This is a genomic window from Brevibacillus sp. NPDC003359, assembly GCF_042878995.1.
Classification (GTDB): domain Bacteria; phylum Bacillota; class Bacilli; order Brevibacillales; family Brevibacillaceae; genus Brevibacillus.
This window is the reverse complement of sequence record NZ_JBIAOR010000017.1, coordinates 99,654-119,298: the sequence shown is the minus strand read 5'-3', so window position 1 is coordinate 119,298 and position 19,645 is coordinate 99,654. Positions and strand designations below refer to the sequence as shown.

21 protein-coding genes are annotated in these 19,645 nt (G+C 49.1%); 7 read left to right on the top strand and 14 right to left on the bottom strand.

Going from position 1 to position 19,645, the window contains the following annotated elements; all coding sequences use genetic code 11:
• Positions 1–277: 277 nt before the first annotated feature.
• Positions 278–664, bottom strand: coding sequence for a VOC family protein (locus ACFYU8_RS27205; protein WP_390305484.1), 387 nt, complete (start codon positions 662–664; stop codon positions 278–280).
• A gap of 42 nt (positions 665–706) precedes the next feature.
• A complete protein-coding gene (locus ACFYU8_RS27200) occupies positions 707–2,089 on the bottom strand; it encodes an aminotransferase-like domain-containing protein (protein ID WP_390305486.1) in 1,383 nt (460 codons plus the stop codon).
• Positions 2,090–2,211: 122 nt separating this feature from the next.
• Here ACFYU8_RS27200 and ACFYU8_RS27195 point away from each other — a divergent pair, with 122 nt between their 5' ends.
• A complete protein-coding gene (locus ACFYU8_RS27195; protein ID WP_390305488.1) occupies positions 2,212–2,628 on the top strand; it encodes a GNAT family N-acetyltransferase in 417 nt (138 codons plus the stop codon).
• On the opposite strand, the gene ACFYU8_RS27190 is transcribed toward ACFYU8_RS27195, so the two are convergent.
• Positions 2,615–3,679, bottom strand: coding sequence for a CapA family protein (locus ACFYU8_RS27190; protein WP_390305490.1), 1,065 nt, complete (start codon positions 3,677–3,679; stop codon positions 2,615–2,617). The genes ACFYU8_RS27195 and ACFYU8_RS27190 overlap by 14 nt on opposite strands.
• A 394-nt stretch (positions 3,680–4,073) precedes the next feature.
• Between ACFYU8_RS27190 and ACFYU8_RS27185 the strand changes: the two genes are divergently transcribed.
• Positions 4,074–5,570, top strand: coding sequence for a helix-turn-helix transcriptional regulator (locus ACFYU8_RS27185; protein WP_390305492.1), 1,497 nt, complete (start codon positions 4,074–4,076; stop codon positions 5,568–5,570).
• On the opposite strand, the gene ACFYU8_RS27180 is transcribed toward ACFYU8_RS27185, so the two are convergent.
• From ACFYU8_RS27180 to ACFYU8_RS27165, 4 genes are all read right to left on the bottom strand, one after another.
• A complete protein-coding gene (locus ACFYU8_RS27180; protein WP_390305494.1) occupies positions 5,567–6,433 on the bottom strand; it encodes an SDR family oxidoreductase in 867 nt (288 codons plus the stop codon). The genes ACFYU8_RS27185 and ACFYU8_RS27180 overlap by 4 nt on opposite strands.
• A gap of 23 nt (positions 6,434–6,456) precedes the next feature.
• Positions 6,457–6,939, bottom strand: coding sequence for a hypothetical protein (locus ACFYU8_RS27175; protein WP_390305496.1), 483 nt, complete (start codon positions 6,937–6,939; stop codon positions 6,457–6,459).
• A 108-nt stretch (positions 6,940–7,047) separates the two neighbouring features.
• Positions 7,048–7,578 (bottom strand): MarR family winged helix-turn-helix transcriptional regulator, encoded by a 531-nt coding sequence (locus ACFYU8_RS27170; protein WP_390305498.1) that lies wholly within the window; start codon positions 7,576–7,578, stop codon positions 7,048–7,050.
• A 45-nt stretch (positions 7,579–7,623) separates the two neighbouring features.
• The gene (locus tag ACFYU8_RS27165) at positions 7,624–8,394 is read right to left on the bottom strand and encodes a 3-hydroxyacyl-CoA dehydrogenase (protein ID WP_390305726.1); all 771 of its coding nucleotides are present in this window, start codon (positions 8,392–8,394) and stop codon (positions 7,624–7,626) included.
• A 271-nt stretch (positions 8,395–8,665) separates the two neighbouring features.
• Between ACFYU8_RS27165 and ACFYU8_RS27160 the strand changes: the two genes are divergently transcribed.
• Both ACFYU8_RS27160 and ACFYU8_RS27155 read left to right on the top strand, forming a co-directional pair.
• Entirely contained in the window at positions 8,666–9,754 is a 1,089-nt protein-coding gene (locus ACFYU8_RS27160; protein WP_390305500.1) for a DUF418 domain-containing protein, read from the top strand.
• 95 nt (positions 9,755–9,849) lie between these two features.
• Complete coding sequence (locus ACFYU8_RS27155; RefSeq protein ID WP_390305502.1) at positions 9,850–10,323, top strand: GNAT family N-acetyltransferase; 474 nt, start codon at positions 9,850–9,852, stop codon at positions 10,321–10,323.
• Between the two features lie 55 nt (positions 10,324–10,378).
• Here ACFYU8_RS27155 and ACFYU8_RS27150 read toward each other — a convergent pair whose 3' ends face one another.
• The 6 genes from ACFYU8_RS27150 to ACFYU8_RS27125 all read right to left on the bottom strand — a co-directional run bounded on the left by ACFYU8_RS27150 (position 10,379) and on the right by ACFYU8_RS27125 (position 15,551).
• Positions 10,379–11,347 (bottom strand): tripartite tricarboxylate transporter substrate binding protein, encoded by a 969-nt coding sequence (locus ACFYU8_RS27150; RefSeq protein WP_390305728.1) that lies wholly within the window; start codon positions 11,345–11,347, stop codon positions 10,379–10,381.
• 57 nt (positions 11,348–11,404) lie between these two features.
• Positions 11,405–12,922 carry a tripartite tricarboxylate transporter permease gene (locus tag ACFYU8_RS27145; protein WP_390305504.1) on the bottom strand — a complete coding sequence of 506 codons (1,518 nt, stop codon included), beginning with the start codon at positions 12,920–12,922 and terminating at the stop codon, positions 11,405–11,407.
• Between the two features lie 27 nt (positions 12,923–12,949).
• Positions 12,950–13,423: a tripartite tricarboxylate transporter TctB family protein gene (locus ACFYU8_RS27140; protein ID WP_390305505.1), complete on the bottom strand. Its 474-nt coding sequence runs from the start codon at positions 13,421–13,423 to the stop codon at positions 12,950–12,952.
• A 114-nt stretch (positions 13,424–13,537) separates the two neighbouring features.
• Complete coding sequence (locus tag ACFYU8_RS27135; RefSeq protein WP_390305509.1) at positions 13,538–13,855, bottom strand: HD domain-containing protein; 318 nt, start codon at positions 13,853–13,855, stop codon at positions 13,538–13,540.
• 286 nt (positions 13,856–14,141) lie between these two features.
• A complete protein-coding gene (locus ACFYU8_RS27130; RefSeq protein ID WP_390305512.1) occupies positions 14,142–14,264 on the bottom strand; it encodes a hypothetical protein in 123 nt (40 codons plus the stop codon).
• Between the two features lie 3 nt (positions 14,265–14,267).
• Positions 14,268–15,551 carry a helix-turn-helix domain-containing protein gene (locus tag ACFYU8_RS27125; RefSeq protein ID WP_390305514.1) on the bottom strand — a complete coding sequence of 428 codons (1,284 nt, stop codon included), beginning with the start codon at positions 15,549–15,551 and terminating at the stop codon, positions 14,268–14,270.
• Positions 15,552–15,721: 170 nt separating this feature from the next.
• Between ACFYU8_RS27125 and ACFYU8_RS27120 the strand changes: the two genes are divergently transcribed.
• From ACFYU8_RS27120 to ACFYU8_RS27110, 3 genes are read left to right on the top strand one after another with little or no spacing between them, the layout of a single operon-like run.
• Positions 15,722–17,158: a sigma-54-dependent transcriptional regulator gene (locus tag ACFYU8_RS27120; protein ID WP_390305730.1), complete on the top strand. Its 1,437-nt coding sequence runs from the start codon at positions 15,722–15,724 to the stop codon at positions 17,156–17,158.
• Positions 17,159–17,193: 35 nt separating this feature from the next.
• On the top strand, positions 17,194–18,429 hold the full coding sequence (locus ACFYU8_RS27115; RefSeq protein WP_390305517.1) for a benzoate/H(+) symporter BenE family transporter: 1,236 nt from the start codon (positions 17,194–17,196) through the stop codon (positions 18,427–18,429).
• Positions 18,430–18,455: 26 nt separating this feature from the next.
• The gene (locus tag ACFYU8_RS27110; RefSeq protein ID WP_390305519.1) at positions 18,456–18,623 is read left to right on the top strand and encodes a hypothetical protein; all 168 of its coding nucleotides are present in this window, start codon (positions 18,456–18,458) and stop codon (positions 18,621–18,623) included.
• A gap of 62 nt (positions 18,624–18,685) precedes the next feature.
• Here ACFYU8_RS27110 and ACFYU8_RS27105 read toward each other — a convergent pair whose 3' ends face one another.
• Positions 18,686–19,561: an SDR family oxidoreductase gene (locus ACFYU8_RS27105; protein ID WP_390305521.1), complete on the bottom strand. Its 876-nt coding sequence runs from the start codon at positions 19,559–19,561 to the stop codon at positions 18,686–18,688.
• Positions 19,562–19,645 lie beyond the last annotated feature (84 nt).

The following is a 19,645-nucleotide window of genomic DNA, read 5'->3' as shown; positions in this document are numbered from 1 at the left end:
GTAGCGCTCTGTACATTGGCGTACTTGCCCTTAGTGTAGCCAGAGTAACCTACGAAGTTACGAATAGGGGCTGTCCTCGTTCATGATAACTTATGAATGCCCCTTCGAAACTTCTACGTTTGAAGCGCTCCCGCCATTTTTTTCGAAGCGGACAGTGTATACCCCCTGCGAGGCGTAGGCCGAAGCGTAGACTGGAAATTCGCTTCTTCCCCCACTACAGCAACGTTAATAAACACAAAAAGAGCCGGCACCAAGAGGCGTACCGGCTTTTCAACTATCATTTTTTCGGTAAATGAATCTGCCACGATATTCCGTAACGATCTTGAACCCATCCGAACTTTTCACTGAACGGATATTGTCCAAGTGGCATGAGTACTTGTCCATCCGAGGAAAGCTGTCCAAAAACACGATCAATTTCTTCCTCAGAATCGCAGTCCACAAACAATGAAATTGCCGGAGTAAAGGCATGATAGTCACCGTTCGTATTGTCGATGCACTTGAAGGTTTGGCCTTTTAAGGTAAAGGTAGCGTGCAGAACTTGTCCATTCTCATGATGCATCACCTGCTTGATTTCTGAGCGATCGAAAATCGAAGTGTAAAACTTCATCGCTTCTTCTGCTTGTCCATGGAACATGAAAAACGTTGTGATGGCTTGCACTAACAACCACTCCTTTTCGTGAAGATCAGCGTTTTCCTATTCATTTCCTTACGTCCAGTCAATCATCCGCCACTGTCCTTCTTTTCTTTGCTTTTGCAACAGCGCAGTCGCCGTTTCGGCTAACAGGGCGATCCCTCTCTCTATCTTATCAGCATCGGTTTGGATAATGCTAATTCGCAACCCGTTTTCACGAGGAAAGGTAGGCAGATAGCTCTGGTTCGTGGACATGACCCGCACGTTTTTCTGGTGCAACGCCGCGATGATATCCTGGGCGTCCAGTTCTTCTGGAAGCAGTACTCTCGAAAAAATTCCGCCTGTTCCGATTTGTGCGTGAAGCTGCGGGGGAAGATAACGCTGGCAGCAGTCTGCCAATGTCTCCATCCGCAGGCGATAACGTTCCCGGACAAGGGAAGCATGGTGGTCGTACATCCGGCTATTCAAATACAGCTCCAAAGCCGCCTGAGACAAGACAGCTGTGCTGGAATCGCAGGATGCTTTAAACAACCGGAACGTTTCCATCACGGAAGGGGGCAAGACGACTGTCGCCAATCGAAGTCCGGGCAGCATGCTCTTGGAAAAGCTTTTGACGTACAGAACACGACCTGATTGATCGTGGCTGTAGATCGGGTCTGCTTTCAAACTGGTTTCCATGTCCGCCAAGTAGTCATCCTCGACGATGTATACATCGTAGCGCTGAGCCAGCTTGGCGATTTGTTTCTTTTGCTCCGTTGTATAGCTCGTCCCCAACGGATTGTGAAACCGGGGAACGGTGTAGAAAAACTTGATATGGTTGTTGCGGAAATGCCGCTCGAGCTCATCCATATCGATGCCTGCTGTGGTCCGCTGGATGCCCAGAACGGTAACGCCCAGCAGCTCGAGTGAACGCAGCATACCGTGAAAGGTAGGCTGTTCGACCAACACTGCACTCTTCCCATTCGGAAACGGCATAGAGGCGAGCAGATGCAGCGCTTGCTGAGCTCCCGAAACGACGCAAATTTGGGAAGGAGATGCAAATACTTGTGACTCCGCGAGATGGCTCTCCAATGTCCGGCGCAAGGAGAAAAAGCCCTGGGGGTCTGAATAGGAGAACAACTGGTCCTCGTACAATTCAATCGCGCGGTTTAGACAATGCTGGAAATCTTTGAATGGCATGACTTCTGGATCAGGGCTGGCTGCCGTAAAGTCAATTCGCTCCTCTGGCAAACGCAATCTTTGAAGAGGGCGAAGGACTGCGTAATAACCACTTTTGGGAATGGAATAAATCAAGTGCTCCTTCTCCAGCTCTTGATACGCCCGTATCGCCGTATTCAAACTGCATGACCATCGCTCGGATGCAGTACGAATCGATGGCAACTTCTCCCCTGGCTTGATTGTATGGGTGCGAAGCTGCTCTTTGATGCTGTCTCTCACTACTTCGTATTTATTCTTCATCCCATTTACTCCCCCGTCATCTGTGTGGGTACAGATTCACTTTTCTCTCCTTTATGCGTCCTTTTCCTTTGAGTATAGTGAATCGTAAGCAAAGGAGTAAATACAAATACGGAGGGATACAGATGGAAGTAAGACACGCGACACTGCCTTACACAATCAGTGATGAGAAGCAATTACTCGATAAGGAACGCATCAGCGACTGGCTGTCGACAACGTACTGGGCTTCTGAACGCTCCAAGGAAATGATCATGAAAAGTATTGAAAATTCACTCTGTTTCGGCTTGTATAGTGAGAATGGACAGGCAGGGTTCGTCCGAGTCGTGAGCGATTACGCGACGATTTCGTGGGTATGTGATGTCTTCGTCGATCCAGAGCACCGAGGCAAGGGATTGAGCAAATGGCTGATGGAAGTGATGGTGGAGCATCCAGCCATCCGGCATACGAGCATGATCCTCGGTACACGGGATGCTCACGGTTTATACGAGCAGTACGGTTTCACACGAAGAGAAATGATGCGCAGACCAGTTATTGAGGCTTAGACTCGCTAACCTCGCCTTTTGCGTCAACGCTCGCCCCATAGGAAATGCGGTTGAGCTTGGCGATGATCCTCTGTTTGTTTTTCTCGTCCATCGGAGCAGGCTGACCGTTCGTGAGCTTCACCGGGATCACGCGGCTCTTGCTCCCGTCTTTTGTAAACGTCAATTGGACCATCATGGCTTCGCGACCTTTAGGATTGCGCGAGGTGGTAAACACAAAATTTCCTACGCTGTAGTAGATCGGCACCTGTTTATAAAACTCAACGCCCATGATCGAATGGCTGTGCGACCCGACAATGGCATCCACCCCGCTGTCGATCAGCTTTTTCGCCATCTCACGCGCATATGATTCTGGGTAATCCTTATATTCCCGATTCCAGTGCATGACCGCAATCGTAATGTCTGACTCCTCCACTGCCTTTTTTACATGGGACAACATCGGCTCATAAGAGTAGGCATGTGCGAGACCCGGCTTGTTTTTTCTCGCATACCAACGTTCGTTTGGAAGGACACGGCTGATCCCGATGACTGCTACGCGTTTCCCTTTGATCGTTTGGATGTAGGAAGTGAATGCTTCCTCTTCGTTTTTCCCCGCCCCTACATAACCGATCTTTACCTTTTTCAAATGCTCCATCGTATCATAGAGCGCATCCATTCCGTAATCCAATGAATGATTGTTCGCCAAGTTGACCACGTCGAAGCCCGCGTTCACGAGCCCCTTCAACGACTCTGGCCTCGCACGGTAAGTATATTCCTTATTCTCTGGACGTCCCCGCGTACTGACTGGTGTCTCCAGATTACCAATCGTCAAATCGGCCTGCTTGAGAAAATCCGCTGTTTTTTGAAACGGATAATCTACGCCGTACCGTCCGATCTGATTCCCGACGCTCTTATCCAAAATGATATCTCCAACAAACGCTACCTGAATGGAATCCTCCTCCTGCAAATCCCCTTCGCTGCTCGCCTGGACTGCGCCTGATTCCGTCCCCATCGCAACACAGAGCATCACTGCAGCTACCACAATTACGGCGTGTTTCCATCGTCCGATCTTCATGCCCACAAGCCCATCCCTCTTTTTTTGCTTTCATTCTAGAAGGTGTGGGATGTGAAGCCTGTTGAAGCATGTCTTGCTTCCTTGGAAATTTCTCGCCTAAAAGTGACGACCGTGCAAAAGATGGCGGTTTAGGGCCTGCTTCTTGGAACAAAGATTCCTTCTTTTTTAAAATGTCGATATTTGCCGATAACAAGTATTATGGACACATACGAATCTGATGCATAGGACGGTAAAAACATGCTTCATCATTTCATTATGCTGAAAACCAAAAACAGCCATGCCCGCCGTTCGGTCGAATAGCGTTCATAGGAGCCGACTCCTGCAAAAAATGGACGTGGGCATGTAATGCCGACTGACAACGTTATTTGCCCCAGCCGGTTATGGAAAAACGACCTTGCTCAGTCAATGGGCTCATCAGTATGGCGGTACCACCGTATGGCTCTCCCTCGATGAGATGGATAATGACCTGATTCGCTTTTGGAGATACATCGTATTTACGCTGTCTGAATCTGGCTTCGCAGAACTCTCCGAACGAATGGAACCAGCAATGAAGGCAACCAGCCATACCTCGATCTTTACCTTCATCGATTCACTGCTCAATGAACTAGCTTCTACGACACAGCCCCTTGCCATCATTCTCGATGACTACCATGTGATCTCGGATGAGACGATTCACGACAGTCTCGCTTATTTTCTGGAATATGTCCCGAGCCACGTCCATCTGTACATCGCCAGTCGCAACACGCTGCCTTTTTCTACAGTCAAATGGAACGTTCGTCATGAAGTATGTCACATTGAGTCCGGACAATTTCTTTTCAGTCATCAAGAGACGGACAGCTTTTATCAGCAGGTTCACGATTTACCACTGACCGAAACGCAAATTGAACAGCTGGTGAAAAGCACGGAGGGATGGGTCGCAGGCTTGCAGCTCGCTGCCATTTCACTCGTGAATACAGAGAACCACGATCAATTTTTTGCCGGATTTACAGGCTCTCATCGCAATATTTCGGAGTATTTGTTTCATGAAGTGATCATGCGACTGCCGGAAGAGGCGCGCAGCTTCTTGCTCAAAACCTCTGTGCTGTCGCGAATGGATGCTTACGTGTGCCACGCTCTGACCAGCCTGCACCATTGCCAACAAATGCTGACCCGCTTGCACCACCAAAACATCTTTTTAATCCCACTGGATGATTACGGGACGTGGTATCGATACCATCACTTGTTTGCCGATTTTTTGCGCAATCAACTGGAGCAGACAGCTCCTGGAGAAGCACGTGAGCTTCACCGACTAGCCAGTAAAAGCTATGCCGAACGCGGAATGATGGACGAAGCGATCGATCATGCGATTGCCGCTGCCGATTACACGTTGGCTGTAAGCTTCCTTGCGCAACATATTCCGGTGCTGCTCCAACGCGGCGAGTTTTCCGGCTTTCTCAGAACGCTGGACAGCATCCCTGATCACGCAACCTATTTTTCACCACTTTTTCGCCTGATCTATGCGTTCCTCTTGGTTACCTGCGTTCAAACGGATCGGGCAGAGCTGACCCTCACCGAATTAGAGCAAAGTATTGCGTCGATAGAGGATTCAACGGAGCAACAGCAGTTTTTGAGCGGTTTGTTTTTTGTACGAGCGAATCTGGTGTTTGCTACCATGTTCCCAAAGAAAATAGAGAAAAGAAAAGCTCCTTTGATCGAGCCGCTAACCGGGAAGGAAATGATGATCCTATCCATGTTGGCCAAAGGAGCATCTAACCAGATGATCGCCGATGAGCTAGGGAATACGCTCGGGACGGTCAAGGTGTACTTGCATCGGATATACGGCAAGCTCGGTGTTACCAATCGCACGCAAGCTCTACTAAAAGCGCAAGAAATTTCGCTCCCTGCTGATTAACGGAACAATTCGATATGCTCATGCAAAAAAGCGTCCAGCTTACGCGGTTCTCTGCCGAGAACACGCTCTACATCGTCTGTCGGCTTTTCCGGGATCGCCACAGACATGGCTTGAATTTCGACGACGTGACTGGCGAGCCACTCCGGCATGTTTCCATACTCCATCAGATCACGTCGGAGTACTTCGCTATCCTTGTTGATGTACGTAATCGGGCGGTCAAGCAACTCGGATAGCATGCTCGCAACTTGCGGATAGCTGAAAACCCGAGAACCAGTCAGTGTGTATATATGACCTGCCTTTTCAGGATGGATCAATGCCTCTGCGGCAACATCAGCGATATCACGGCAATCGATAAAGTTGCATGCTTTTTCGCCCATCGTGCCGAAGAAAACATGTTGCCTCTGGATCGTCGGTGCGAAGCGGAGCAGATTTTGCATAAAGGCGTACGGTCGCAGCACAGTGCTTATCATCCCGGATTCAGATAGTGCGTGCTCGATTTCCTGGTGCCATCCCGCTACGGCGACTGGCGCCTTTTCGTCGTAGGCTGGACTGGAGATTTTCACGATATGTTGGATTCCAGCCTCAGCTGCTATGCGAATTATCGAGGTTTCCAACTCGACCTGACTGGGACTGTTTGACAGGGAAAGAAAGAGCTGATTCGCTCCTGCAAACGCCCGGCGCAACGATTCAGGGTCTGAAGCCTCCGCTGCTGCTACTTCTATCGTGGATGCTGCCCCCTCTCCAATTCGTATCTGCAGTTTTTCCGGCGTTCTGCTCAATGCCCGGGTTGGGACACCACGCTCTATCAATCTGTTCAAAAGTGCACTGCCTATGGTTCCTGTTGCTCCCATAACTACGATCATTGTTTATCTCCTCCGTAACCGATTCATTTTTGATGATCATGGTTGATGGCACTACGCCACCGCCATGTGATTAACGTGCTGGCGATTATCGCTGATAGTGGGAAGTCGACCCACACACGACTTAGCCAAGCCAACGATTCACCGGGAGCAAAGATGACGAGTAACTCCGTTGTTAGCCATGCTGCCAGCAGAGCGATCACTGCCAATGTCATCCCTATAACCGCTACCAGTGCCAAACGAGGTGTGCGGGTGACCCAGCGTTTATGCATACCACGGCTCTGTAACCATTGCCCAAGGAGTAAGGCAATCAATGCGGATGTACCGCCAATCGTGGTCAATGCCCCTATTTGCAGACCTTTGTCAGCGGTGATCCACCCTCCAATGCTCGCCATGATCGCAGGAGACAAATAAGCCATGATTGCTTCTCGCCATAGAACAAACGATTTTCGCTTGGATCGTGCCACCTTGATCGGATAAGCAACTCCCGATTTTTCAGGGTCATGCATGTTATTCACCTCCTTTCCCCTGTTTGGTAAAATGATTAGGAACCTAACTATATAGGAGTGAAAATGGGCTAGCTGCCTAGCCCGTTTTACCACTTGCCTGCTATTTACTTATTCATCTGTCAGTACCGAGATGCCTTGTGTCACGCGGCCAAGCAGGTCGAGAAACACACTGCGCTCCTCTGTATTTAGCAATCCGACCATCGCTTCCAATCTCGCAAAGTGCTCTGGCGCCATTTCACGCAGCTTGCTTGCCCCGAGCTCTGTTAAAATGACAGATTTTTGCCTGCCATCTTTTGCACTCGCTCGTCGGGAAATAAGACCATCGCGCTCCAGGATGTCGATCAGACCGGTAACAGTAGCGCGTGTTACCCCTAAGTGCTCTGCCAATTGTGACGGCAGCACTTCCCCTCCGTTATCTTCAAGGTCTGCCAACAACCGATATCGTCCCGTGGATAAGCCGAATCTAGCAAAATGTATTTCGGCCGCATGCCCAAGTTTTGCTCCTGCCTCCATCAGCCTGGCGGCGACGAGTACAGCTTGTGCATCAACATCGAGCCCATACCGATCAATCTGGCGTTGCGACTGAACAAGCGAAGGGATCGCGTCTTCTTGTTTTCTTCCATTTGAATGGTTTGTCATGCATGTAGTATGGCACCTAACTATTTTCCTGTCAACACGTCTTCTCTATTTCGGTGCCATCCTGATTGCCCCATCCAGCCGGATCGTTTCTCCATTCAACATCGGATTCGTGACGATACTGTTCATGAGCATCGCATATTCTGACGGATCACCCATGCGAGCGGGAAACGGAACAGTCGCACCCAACGCATCTTTTACAGAGCGCGGGAGCTGATCAAACATCGGCGTGTCAAATAGACCGGGAGCAATTGTCATCACACGTATGCCATACGAAGCCAGGTCTCTTGCTAGCGGCAGGGTCATGCTTACAATTCCGCCTTTGGAGGCGCTATAGGCAACCTGCCCGACCTGCCCTTCAAAAGCCGCCACCGATGCGGTATTGATGATGACACCTCGCTCCCCCTGTTGGTTCGGCTCGTTTCCTGCCATTTGCTCCACCGCCAACCGAATGACATTAAAAGTACCGATCAGATTGACAGAAATGACCTTGCTGAAGGACTCCAGTAGATGTGGACCGCTTCGCGACAGCGTTTTTTGTGTCAAACAGATCCCCGCACAGTTGACCACGGCGTGAATCGTACCGAATGTGCCAGCAGCCTGATCGATTGCGTCTCGTACACTCGCTTCACTCATGATATCCGTACGCACGAACAAAGCATTTTCTCGCCCCAGCTCATTCGCCAACGCTTGCCCCTTCTCTACCGCCAAATCAAGAATGGCTACTCTTCCCCCGTGTTGAACTACATTCCTCACAGCGGCTTCTCCCAAACCGGAAGCACCACCCGTTACAATGGCAACCACTTCCCGCATATCCAAGCCATTCTCTCCTTCCTCAGCAATTGCATCCGCATTCAGAAAGAAACACTGCAAGTTGGATACCAACCGAATCCCCCCTTGTCGCACGTGATTTTTACAAGCAACAGGCGGTCTGCCCCTTCTCAAATCCAGACAGGTATGAGACATCGGTGTCCGGGCAAAGGACAGTTTTGTTTTCCATGCCCAACATTTTAGGGCTTGCTATTTACAATCCCACCCAATATATTTTACTTACCGGTAAGTAAATAAAAATGGAGAGGAAAGAACCCGGATGAAAGTATCTTCTACCAGAGTCATTGGACTTGATTTTGCGAGGGCATGGGCCATGCTAGGCATGATGATCGTCAACTACGTCGTCATCTTGAACGCAGAACATAATGGACCTGATTGGCTCATTGCTTTTTCCAGTTTGTTTCAGGGCAGAGCATCTACTGTATTCGTTGTTTTAGCAGGAATCGGTATTGCGTATATGACAAAAAAAGTGAGGACCTCAGAAGACCCGGCCCTCTTACAGGCTAGCCGTCACATCCTTTGGAAGCGCTCCTTGTTTTTATTCGTGACCGGGATCTTGCTCTATCTCGGTAGTTGGAGCGGCGACATCCTGCATTACTACGGTGTCTATATGCTCATTGCCTCCTTCCTCCTCGTCGTATCAGGGAAAACGCTTCTTCTCGCATTCAGCGGCATCCTGCTCACAGCTCAAACGCTACAATTGTCGCTCAACTATATGCAAGGGTGGGACCCGAAGCAACCATTTATCGAGTATCTTGATTTTTGGACGGTCGAAGGATTCCTGCGCAACTTGCTGTACAACGGATATCACCCGGTATTTCCCTGGATGTGCTTTTTCCTTCTTGGCTTGTGGCTGGGTCGACTAAACCTGCTCGATCCATCTGTACGCAAAAAAATGTTGGGATGGGCAACTGCCCTGTTCGTCAGCTTGGAAGTTTTATCGTATTGGTTGATCAAGCTCTCTATTCCAGTCGTCGGAAGCGAGATCGCTCTATTTTTATGGGGAACGAAACCAGTTCCACCCAACCTGTTTTATGTGCTGTCCAGCTCAAGCTCCGCAGTTATCATCATCATTCTGTGCGTCAGCTTTGCGGAAAAGTTCGCAAACAGCTGGTTTACACAGACATTGGTAAAAACCGGACAGCTGACACTGACACACTACGTCAGCCATATCGTTGTCGGGATTGGCTTCCTCGTGTGGATTGGCAGATTCGAAAATCAAACGCTCGCTTTTGCGATGCTCTACGCCGTTGGATTCTTCCTCTTTTCCATTGTGCTCTCGCTCTTATGGAGACTTTCGTTTGAGAGGGGACCGTTGGAGAGCTTCATGAGAAAAATCAGTGGGTAACCATTCTGTGGGTTCATCCGTCTGCTATATAGAAGAATTTTACTAATCATTCATACACCAATTTCGAAGTAGTCAGACGAACTGGAGATGATCTCATGAGTCCTATGGTTTTTTTCAAAAAGGCTGTCCCCGCAAACGCGGAGCAACTCACCCAAATTGCTGTTCGCTGCTTTGCAGAAGACGTCCAAAAGTATGGAGAAGGCCCTGCCGGACATGACCAGCCTGACCAGCATGTTTTGTTCATGCAAAAGGCCCATTACTATACGATCCTGCTGGATGACCAGATCGTTGGCGGTTTTTGCCTCCTTCCAGTCGATCATGAGCATTTGGAGCTGGGGATCATCTATGTCGATCCTGATAAGCAAAACTTGCGTATCGGAAGCCAAACCATGCAGTTCATGGAGGCAGCGTATCCACACATCAAGAAGTGGACGCTCGATACCGCCTATGAAGCGGTACGCAACCAACACTTTTACGAGAAATGCGGTTATAAAAAGGTCGGCGAGACTGCACCGAACATAGCGAATGGTTTTTATAAATTCAGGTATGAAAAACGGATACCTAAATAAATAGATGGAAAAGGGAGAACAGCTATATGCCATTCTCCCTTTTTTCTTTCATCGCTTATTTTCGAATCCCCTTTTTGTTCGCCAATTCCAAGTAGTACGTCGTTTCTGTCTGTGTTTCCTTCGTAAATGCTTCACTGGCCGCATAGGCCGGCTCCACCTGGATTTCACTCAGCTTTTGCAAAAAGGCAGGGTCCTTTTCCATCTTGGCAATTGCCTCTTCCCATTTGCGGATAACCGACTCTGGTGTTCCTTTGGCAAAGGACACTCCCGTCCACCAGAAAACCGACAAGCCATGAATCCCTTGCTCTCCCGCAGTAGGGACATCAGGCAGGAACGGACTTCGCGTGTCTCCGGATACGGCGAGGATTTTGACCTTGCCCGCTTGCAACATCGGCATGATCTCTCCCACTGTATGCACCGCCAAAATCGCGTGCCCTCCAGCGACTTTCGGGACAGAATCGGAGGCGCCTTTCGTCACGATCATTCTTGTCTTGGAGAAGTCAGCTCCGATCACATCCAGCCACTCTGCCACCCCAAAAGCGGAAAAACCTGCGGGTCCTACAGAAGTCCACGTTAATTGCTCTGGATTCGCGCGCACCCACGCGGAAAATTCAGCGAAATCTTTCCACGGCGCGTCGGCTTTTACTGCAAAAGCAAGCGTTCCTTTGCCAATCCTGGCTGTATAGACTTGATCCTCGTTTGTAATCGGCGGCGTTTTCATCCCAGCTGTTAGCATCGTCGTATTGGATACATTGACGGCAAGCGCTGTGTACCCATCGTTTTTGGCTTGCTTTAAAGCATACTCCGCTCCTACCGCCCCACCACCTCCCGCCTTGTTGACGACGACGATGGGCTGCCCCCATTCCTTGCTCAAATAATCAGCTGCCGCTCTGGCCACGAGATCGACTCCGCCCCCGGCAGAATATGGCACGATATACTCAACCTGCTTCGATGGATAGGCCGCCTCGACTGTCCCTTGATTTCCACATCCGCTAACGGCTACCGCCAAAAGGAACGACATCATGACAGCCGTCCATTGTTTATATCCTCTCAATGACTCTTCCTCCCGTTTCTAACTCGCTCACGCCACATCTACTCCCCGATCCCGTTCTTGTTTCAACCGTTGCTGTGTCCGACGGTTCAACATCATGGAGATGATCAAGAGTGCTCCTGCTGCCAGCAAGATGGTCAACGATAAAGGACGGAACAAAACAATGCTGAGATCACCCGATCCCATCGCCATCGTTTGAATGAACGATTCTTCCAGAAGAGGTCCCAGAATGAAGCACAAAACCAGCGGAACCACTGGCCATTTATATTTGAAAAAGACATACCCAAGTCCGCCAAACAGAAAGGCGACCCACACATCAAACATGCTGTTCCGCACACTGTATGCCCCAATCGTGCAAAACATCAAGATAATCGGAGCCATGATGCCATATGGAACCCTCGTCAATTTGACCCACACCCATACCATCGGGAGGTTCAGCACCAGAAGCATCGCATTCCCCACGAACATAGAAGCGATGACCGTCCAGACAAAGCTCGCATTTTGTTCAAACAAAACAGGGCCTGGCGTCAATCCGTAGATCATCAAACCTGCCAACAAGATCGCCAGTGGCGGTGAGGAGGGAATCCCTAGCGAAAATAGCGGGATGAAGCCCGCACTGCTTGTCGCATTATTCGCTGCTTCTGGAGCCGCCACCCCTTCGATCGTTCCCTGACCGAACTTCTCTGGATGCTTGGAGATTTTTTTCTCCATGTCGTACGCCAAAAACGACGTGATCGCAGCCGAACAGCCCGGCAGCAATCCGAGAAAAAAACCAATCAGCCCGCCCCTCAGCATCGGCCCGGCACTTACTCTCAAGTCTTCTTTTTTCGGGTAGACACTGCCTGGCTTGCCAATCAGGGTAGCTGCGCGCTTTTCATCAATCCCTTTGAGGACTTCTGTAATCGCAAACAATCCGATAATGATGCTAATCATGTCAAAACCGCCAACCAATGCAAGTACGCCGTAATCAAATCGCGGCATGCCTGAGGAAGGTCCCAACCCGACAAGAGCGAGCGCATAGCCGAATGCCCCCATCAAAAACGATTTGACTAACGATCCTCCTGATAGGCTGACCATGAGCGTGAGAGCCAAAATCATGAGCGCAAAATATTCAGGCGGTCCGAATTTTAACGCTTGATCTGCCAAAATCGGAGCGAAAAAAACGAGTCCGATCACCCCAAGAACCCCTGCACCAAACGACGACAGTGCCGATATTCCCAACGCCGGGCCGCCCCTTCCTTTTTTCGCGAGGGGATAGCCATCTAAGCACGTAGGGACCGAGGATAGCTCCCCCGGGATATTCAGCAGGATCGCTGTCGTCGAGCCGCCGTACATTGCTCCATAATAAATTCCTGCCAGCATGATCATACCTTGTGTCGGCTCTAACACGGCTGTCACCGGAAGCAAAATCGCGATGGCAGAGGTGGGCCCGAGACCGGGCAATACGCCTACAAAGGTGCCAATAAGAGCACCGAGTGCTGCCATGAGCAAATGCTCCGGGGTGAGGGCTGAAGCAAAACCAGCCAGTAATAATTGGAACGTCTCCATGATCAGCACCTCCCAAAAATGTGCGCCCTAAAACAAATCTCCGCCCGGCAGTGTGATATGTAGCGAGTAGATGAACACCACATACAGCCCCCCTGTCAAAAGAACGGAATACACAATAGACGTACGCCACTGGTAACTGCCGATCAAAATAAAAAAGACAAAGGACACAAAGAGGGTAGCCATTGTGTAGCCGATCGCGCCGAGCAGCCAAACATACAACAACAGAAATAAAAAACAAATCAGCAGACGCAGCCTCTTTCCAGGAACAAGTAGTCCGGAATTTGGCGAAGCGGCATCCTCGGTCACACGGAATGACTGGATCAGCAGCACACCTCCCAGCATGAAAAACAATAAGCCGAGAATTGCAGGCAGCGTGTGATCCCCTACGTACAAGGACGTCGAAAATGCCTCCAAACGATAGGCCTCGAACGATATGACGACTCCAAGGATCATACTAAGAAGGGCACCGATAAAATCCGGCTGATTATCTGGGCGTCTCATGTGTATCACCTCAGCAAAAAGCTACCCCTAGCCTATGGCACATGCGCCCATTGTGTGCGAAAGCAAAAAAACTACCATAGCCTGTCCACACGGGACACAGCATATGGTAGTCATCTAGATTTCGATTTGGTCGATCAGACGAATAATGACATGGGCGACTTTTGCTTCATACGTCTCATTCCTTTCGAACTCGCTCCAAAGCTCTTTGATGTCGCCGTTCGAAACATCGTCTATTCGCAGCCCGCGAAAGGAGAAACCTTCCTGCTCCGGGCTCGTTTCTCGTTTTGCAGACACGGAGGCGACATCGTGGATCATCAGCATTTTCAAAAGCTTCTCCATATTGGCCTGATTGCGGATCAAATGCGGCTCCATCCGCTTAACCACCATCCATAATTTTTGCGAATTGACCATCGTCGTCGTCACCATCTGCATCCGCTACCCCCATACCAATTATAACGAAATACTCAAGTGAAAAAGTCGTCTTCCGACTGTTGTGGTCGGGTGGAAGCCCTGCCACATGCTTTCCAGTCGCCTTTTTCCTCACTTCGTTCGGGCGGTCTCCTTCCAAGCATGTGACAGGACTTCTGTACAGCTTTGGATTTCTTCGTGTATGAAAACTTTTTGTACGTATTACAAATGCCCTCCAATTGGAGGGCATTGATGGCATTTTTCTGTTTATTGCTTCTGCATCAACAAGTCCTCTACACTTATGAGACGCTTACCAAGGCTCCGGCCAGCCATATTGGATAATCGGATTGGATTGCTTGGCTGGTTGTTCTACTAAAACTGGTAATGTAATGAAGGCAGTTAACATACACAAAGACAATATCCATTTCTTCATGACCTATACCTCCTGTTTGATTCTATGATTACTTCCATTATACACAATTGACAATTTATGGAGTATATCAATTGGAAGATTTTTTTTCTGTGACAAATAGAATTCAAAAAGAGCGCTAAGACTCTTGTCTGCATGTTTTATTTCATTGATTGCGCGATAGTAATTCACGCTTTCTACAAGACTATCGACTCCTAGGTCTACCTCATTTTTTTGAATGCAAAAGATGCCCTTCGTTCGAAAATACAGTCCCAATTGATTGTATTGATTCGGAGTAGATAGATTCTTTGGCAGGATAGATGCTTCTGCCAAGAATAGCTCACGGATTTTCTCTTCCTCTCCTACCTGTATATAAATCTCCAACAAATCATTCGCTATCACAATCTTGTCATCTTGCGATTGTTGCGCCAGACACTCTTGTAATACCGGAATGGCCTTATCAAATTTCCCCGTCTTTCCGTATAGTTTCCCCCGAATATGTCTGGCATGTTTATGTACTTCGGGATAATCGAACATTTCGTATCTTTCCAGATAAAAATGTCCCAATGTGTAGTCTTCCAGTTCAAAATAGGAAATGATAATCGCAAGGATCGCTGCTGCTTTTTGCTCACTCTGACTATTGTCGATTTCAAGTCCTTGTTTACACAGATGAATACAATCTGAGTAGAATCCAAGACGTAATGCATGGAAGGAAAATTTATAGTAGGCCAGAATTCGCTCATTTACATGCAGATAGGACGTGTAGTGCAATAGCTCCCTGCCCTCTACGTAGGTTTGATCCAGCTGACTAAGATTTTCACGTCGAATCATATATCGTTGAAAAAGCGATCTTGCCAGATACAAAGGAATTCCATGCTCACGTGAGTAGTCAGAGATCACGTCATAAAGAGCCAAGCGCAGTTCTTCATTCCCTTCAGTCCCTGCGGTTTGATACAGATAGTCTAAAGATAGAAATGTATTGCTTTTGGGACAATTAAGCAATTGCAAAGCTACTTTTTGGGTAAGAACCACATTCTTCTGTTCCATGACAGCCTCTAATAGAAGCCGCAGTGTCGCTTCTCGCTTAATGTTATATAAGTATGGTACGATAGCCGTATAAAGTGGAATATCCAGTTCTTTTGCCAGTTTCATTACATGCTGCATATTTGGTAAAGTAAGTGTATCGGACTCTATCTTACTAATGCTTCCAGAAGCTACACCTGTTCTTTCCGATAACTCAGTCAGTGTTAAGTTTGCTCTATTTCGATATGCTCGTAATATGCCCCCAAAGGTTTTTCCCTCTGAAATCACAGCAAATACACCCTCCTGATGATTCCTTTTTATGGATATAATAGCACATTGATCCACGAATGATCTAATCGTTTTGAATCATTTTTAAATAGATTACACCTTTTCTGCTAAAATGAAAGTGTTTCTTTATTGAGTATTCTATTCTTTTGAGGAATATCGGAACCGAGTAAATCTTTCTCGCTCCTAGATACACTATCAATGATGAAACAGAAGTAACTACCTTTTTCACCTATTTTCTCAAGAAAAAAGACTGCCATATCGTCGTCGCCAATTCTGGCAAGGAAGTGGAACGGCTGCTTCACTCGGATTCTACCGGCTTTCACGCTGCACTCGTGGACCTGAAGCGGCCTGATGCCGACGGATTGTCGCTGCTCAAACAGATCAAGGCCGTATTTCCCGCCTGCGAAGTCTTGATCATGACGGGCTACAGTACGATTAAATCGGCTGTGACAGCGATGCAATGGGGCGCGCGCGATTACTTGGAGAAGCCGTTCGACGATCTGGACAGTCTGGAGCAGGTCATTGACTCGGTGCTGTCCTCTTCTAACAAACACAGTGATCACCTATCCCAAGAAGCCGCCCAATATGGTATCGTTTATTCATCTGACAGTCCGATGGCCAATGTGACCGCAATTGCCAAAAAATTAGCAAAAAAGGCGATCCATATACTCATTGAGGGCGAAACCGGTACAGGCAAGGAGCTGATGGCCCGTTTTCTCCACGGAGCAAGCAATCGCGCCCAGCAGCCTTTTGTGGCTTTTAACTGCGGAGCAGTGCCGGAAACCTTGCTAGAAAGTGAGCTGTTCGGCTATGAAAAGGGCGCTTTTACCGGAGCGATCAAATCTCGCAAAGGCTTGTTCGAGCTGGCACATAACGGAACGCTGTTTCTTGACGAGATCGGGGAGGCTCCCCCTTCCATTCAAGTGAAGCTATTACGAACACTTGAGACGGGAGAATTCATGCGCGTCGGCGGCGAGCAGATCGGTCAGAGCAATATTCGCTTTATTTCTGCTACCAACCGCGATCTGGAGCATGAAGTCGGAATGAATCGTTTCCACAGTGACCTGTTGTATCGTCTGGAAGGGATCAAGCTGTCGATTCCTCCTCTTCGCGAACGGATTCAGGATATCCCCACAATTGCGCACTACTACTTGCAAAAGCGCAGTGGAGTGCCTTGCGAGATCGAACAAGATGCCATCGAGCTCTTGCAGCGCTATGATTGGCCGGGCAATGTCCGCCAACTGATTAACGTACTGAATCAAACCATCGCGTTGCACGAATGCGAACGACTGCGTGCCGAGCATTTGCCAGCGAATTTGCGGAGCCGTACGGTAGAGGTACATCCGCCCGCTGTCCCCAAGCGGATCGAGCAAGTTATCGATCACGAATGCGAGCGCTTTGTCGATACGATACTCCGCCTTGTCACCTCTGTAGACGGGATCGACTTCGATTATTTGATCAAGCGGATTAAACAGCTCGAAGGCGAGATAGGACGATCGATTCTCGAAAAGGGCTTGACCGAAACGAACGGAAACAGACAGCTTTTAAGCAAAAAATTAAACATCACCAAACGGACGATCCGCTATATCTTGAACGAAAAAGCATAACGTCTGCATTGGCGCATCTAGGAGGCATTCAAGTCGTGGTTCCCGAAAAACCTTTCTCGACCCTAAAAAAAATCCCTGCTGACTTCTCTCTATCCGCTGTTATCGTTGGACTCATCGCCACGATGGTCTCCTATGCAGGACCATTGCTGATCGTCTTTCAAGCTGCCAAGGGTGCCGGACTCAGCGACGCTGTCCTCGCCTCTTGGATTTGGGCCATATCGATTGGGAGCGGCTTGACGTGCATTGTGCTCAGCATCTGGTTTCGTACACCAATCATCACAGCATGGTCGACGCCAGGGGCAGTTCTGTTAGTCACCAGTTTAACGGTATACTCCTTTCCTGACGCGATTGGCGCATATATTTTTTCGGCCGTGCTCATCACGCTTGTCGGTGTTTCCGGTTTCTTTTCCGTCTTGATGAAATACGTCCCGCAGTCGATTACAACCGCCATGCTCGCAGGGATTCTCCTGTCTTTTGGCGTAGACGTCTTTGTTTCCATGCAGCACCTGCCTGCATTGGCTCTCCCAATGATCTTTTGCTACCTGGTCACCAAGCGCTTGTCCCCGCGTTATGCTGTCGTGCTTACACTGCTGGTCGGCTTGGTTGTCGCCTTCGGATTGGGACGCTTGCAAATGGACAACGTCCAGATGTCACTCGTTCAGCCCGTCTTTACGATGCCGACGTTTTCTCTCGATGCGATCATCGGCTTGGGGATTCCATTGTGCATCGTCGCGCTTGCCTCTCAGAACGCACCAGGAATTAGCGTATTAAAAGCAGACGGGTACGATACACCTCCTGGACCGCTCGTAACGACTACTGGGATCGCTTCGCTATTGCTCGCTCCTTTTGGTTCACCAGGCATCAATCTAGCGGCGATTACGGCTGCGATTTGCACGGGTAAAGAAGCGCATCAGGATCATACCAAACGCTACATTGCTGGGATTGCCTGCGGGGGTTTTTACTTGGTCTTCGGGATGTTTGGCGCTACAATGGCTTCGGTGTTCGCTGCCTTGCCCAAAGAATTGATTGCCGTCATTGCTGGCTTAGCTCTGTTTGCCTCGCTCAGTTCTAGCCTCGCACAGGCGATGAGTGAAGCAAAAGAACGGGAATGCGCCCTGGTTACGTTTCTCGTCACGATTTCCGGTATTTCCATTGGCGGGATCGGTGCTGCTTTCTGGGGCTTGATTGCGGGGGTGATCACCCATCTGATTTTGAATGGCAATGTGAAAAGCTGGTTTGTGAAAAAGAAGAATACGCAGCCGTTGGCATAGCTGCCTTATCATGTGGAGAGAGTCCCGTGAAAAAACGGTTTGGTGTCATCACTCTTGCAGCTTTCCTTTTAGCGGTCGTCTCTGCTTGCACGACGAAGGAGTCCACACACTCCTCGAATGGTTTTGCGCATGTCTTTCCCATTGCTGATCATGGTCTTATCGACATTCCTGATTTACGGAAGATGATGTACTAGATGCAATCTAAGAAACGGCTCCTCGAATGAATCTGAGGAGCCGTTTTGTATGTTCCCTGAAACTAGCGGTAAAACCCTTGTTCCTCAGCATAATTGCCCCAATGAGGACGGCTACCGTCGCTATCTGTAAATGGATACTCGTCCGACAACCCCCATGTACTGACTGATTTCCCCGTTTTTTCTGCGACAGCCGGGTCCGAAGCCAGCGCAACGACTGCTCGACCGATGTACGCAGGTGTTTCCGACATGATAAAGTGCTTATCTAACTTCACAGCCTCTCTCCATGTCTCTTCTGTTACGCCAAACTGCTCGAGCATTGCTTCCGAGCGCAGGAAGCCCGGTGTTAGAGCCAACGCGGTAACCCCGTGTGGGCGCAGGTCCTCTGCCATCGACGCAGCTAGATGAATCGTCGAGATTTTTGCCAAGCTGTAGTACAGATTGCCGCGGTACCGATAGTCGATTCCGTCTGTAATCTCGATGATCAGTCCTGTTTTCTGTGCTACCATGAGCGGAACCGCATAGTGACTGGTGATCATATGCGTACGAATGGCACGCTCTTGCATTAAGAGGCCATCTGCCAATGGCTGCTCCCAAAACGGCGTCCCCCAGTGAGTCAACGGATCTCCACCCCAGATGTCATTGACCAAAAGATCGAGCTGTCCATTTTGTTCCGCTTTTACTCGCTCAAAGAACGCTTTTACCTCTTCCTCTTGCGTATGATCGACTCGCACAGCGAGCCCAATTCCGCCGCTTGCCGTCACGAGCTCTGCTGTCTCTTCGATCGTCTCCTGTCGCGCCATATCAGAGTGCTGACCACGTACTGTGCGTCCCGTTACATATACCGTCGCCCCTGCTTCTCCGAGACTGACAGCAATCCCCCGTCCTGCTCCTCTTGTACCGCCTGCTACCACCGCTACTTTTCCTTGTAATGGTTTCATTCGTTATGCCTCCTTTATCGATTCATACATCAAGAATAACGAAGTAAATATGACAACCGCTGTCATATTCGTTAAGATACAATC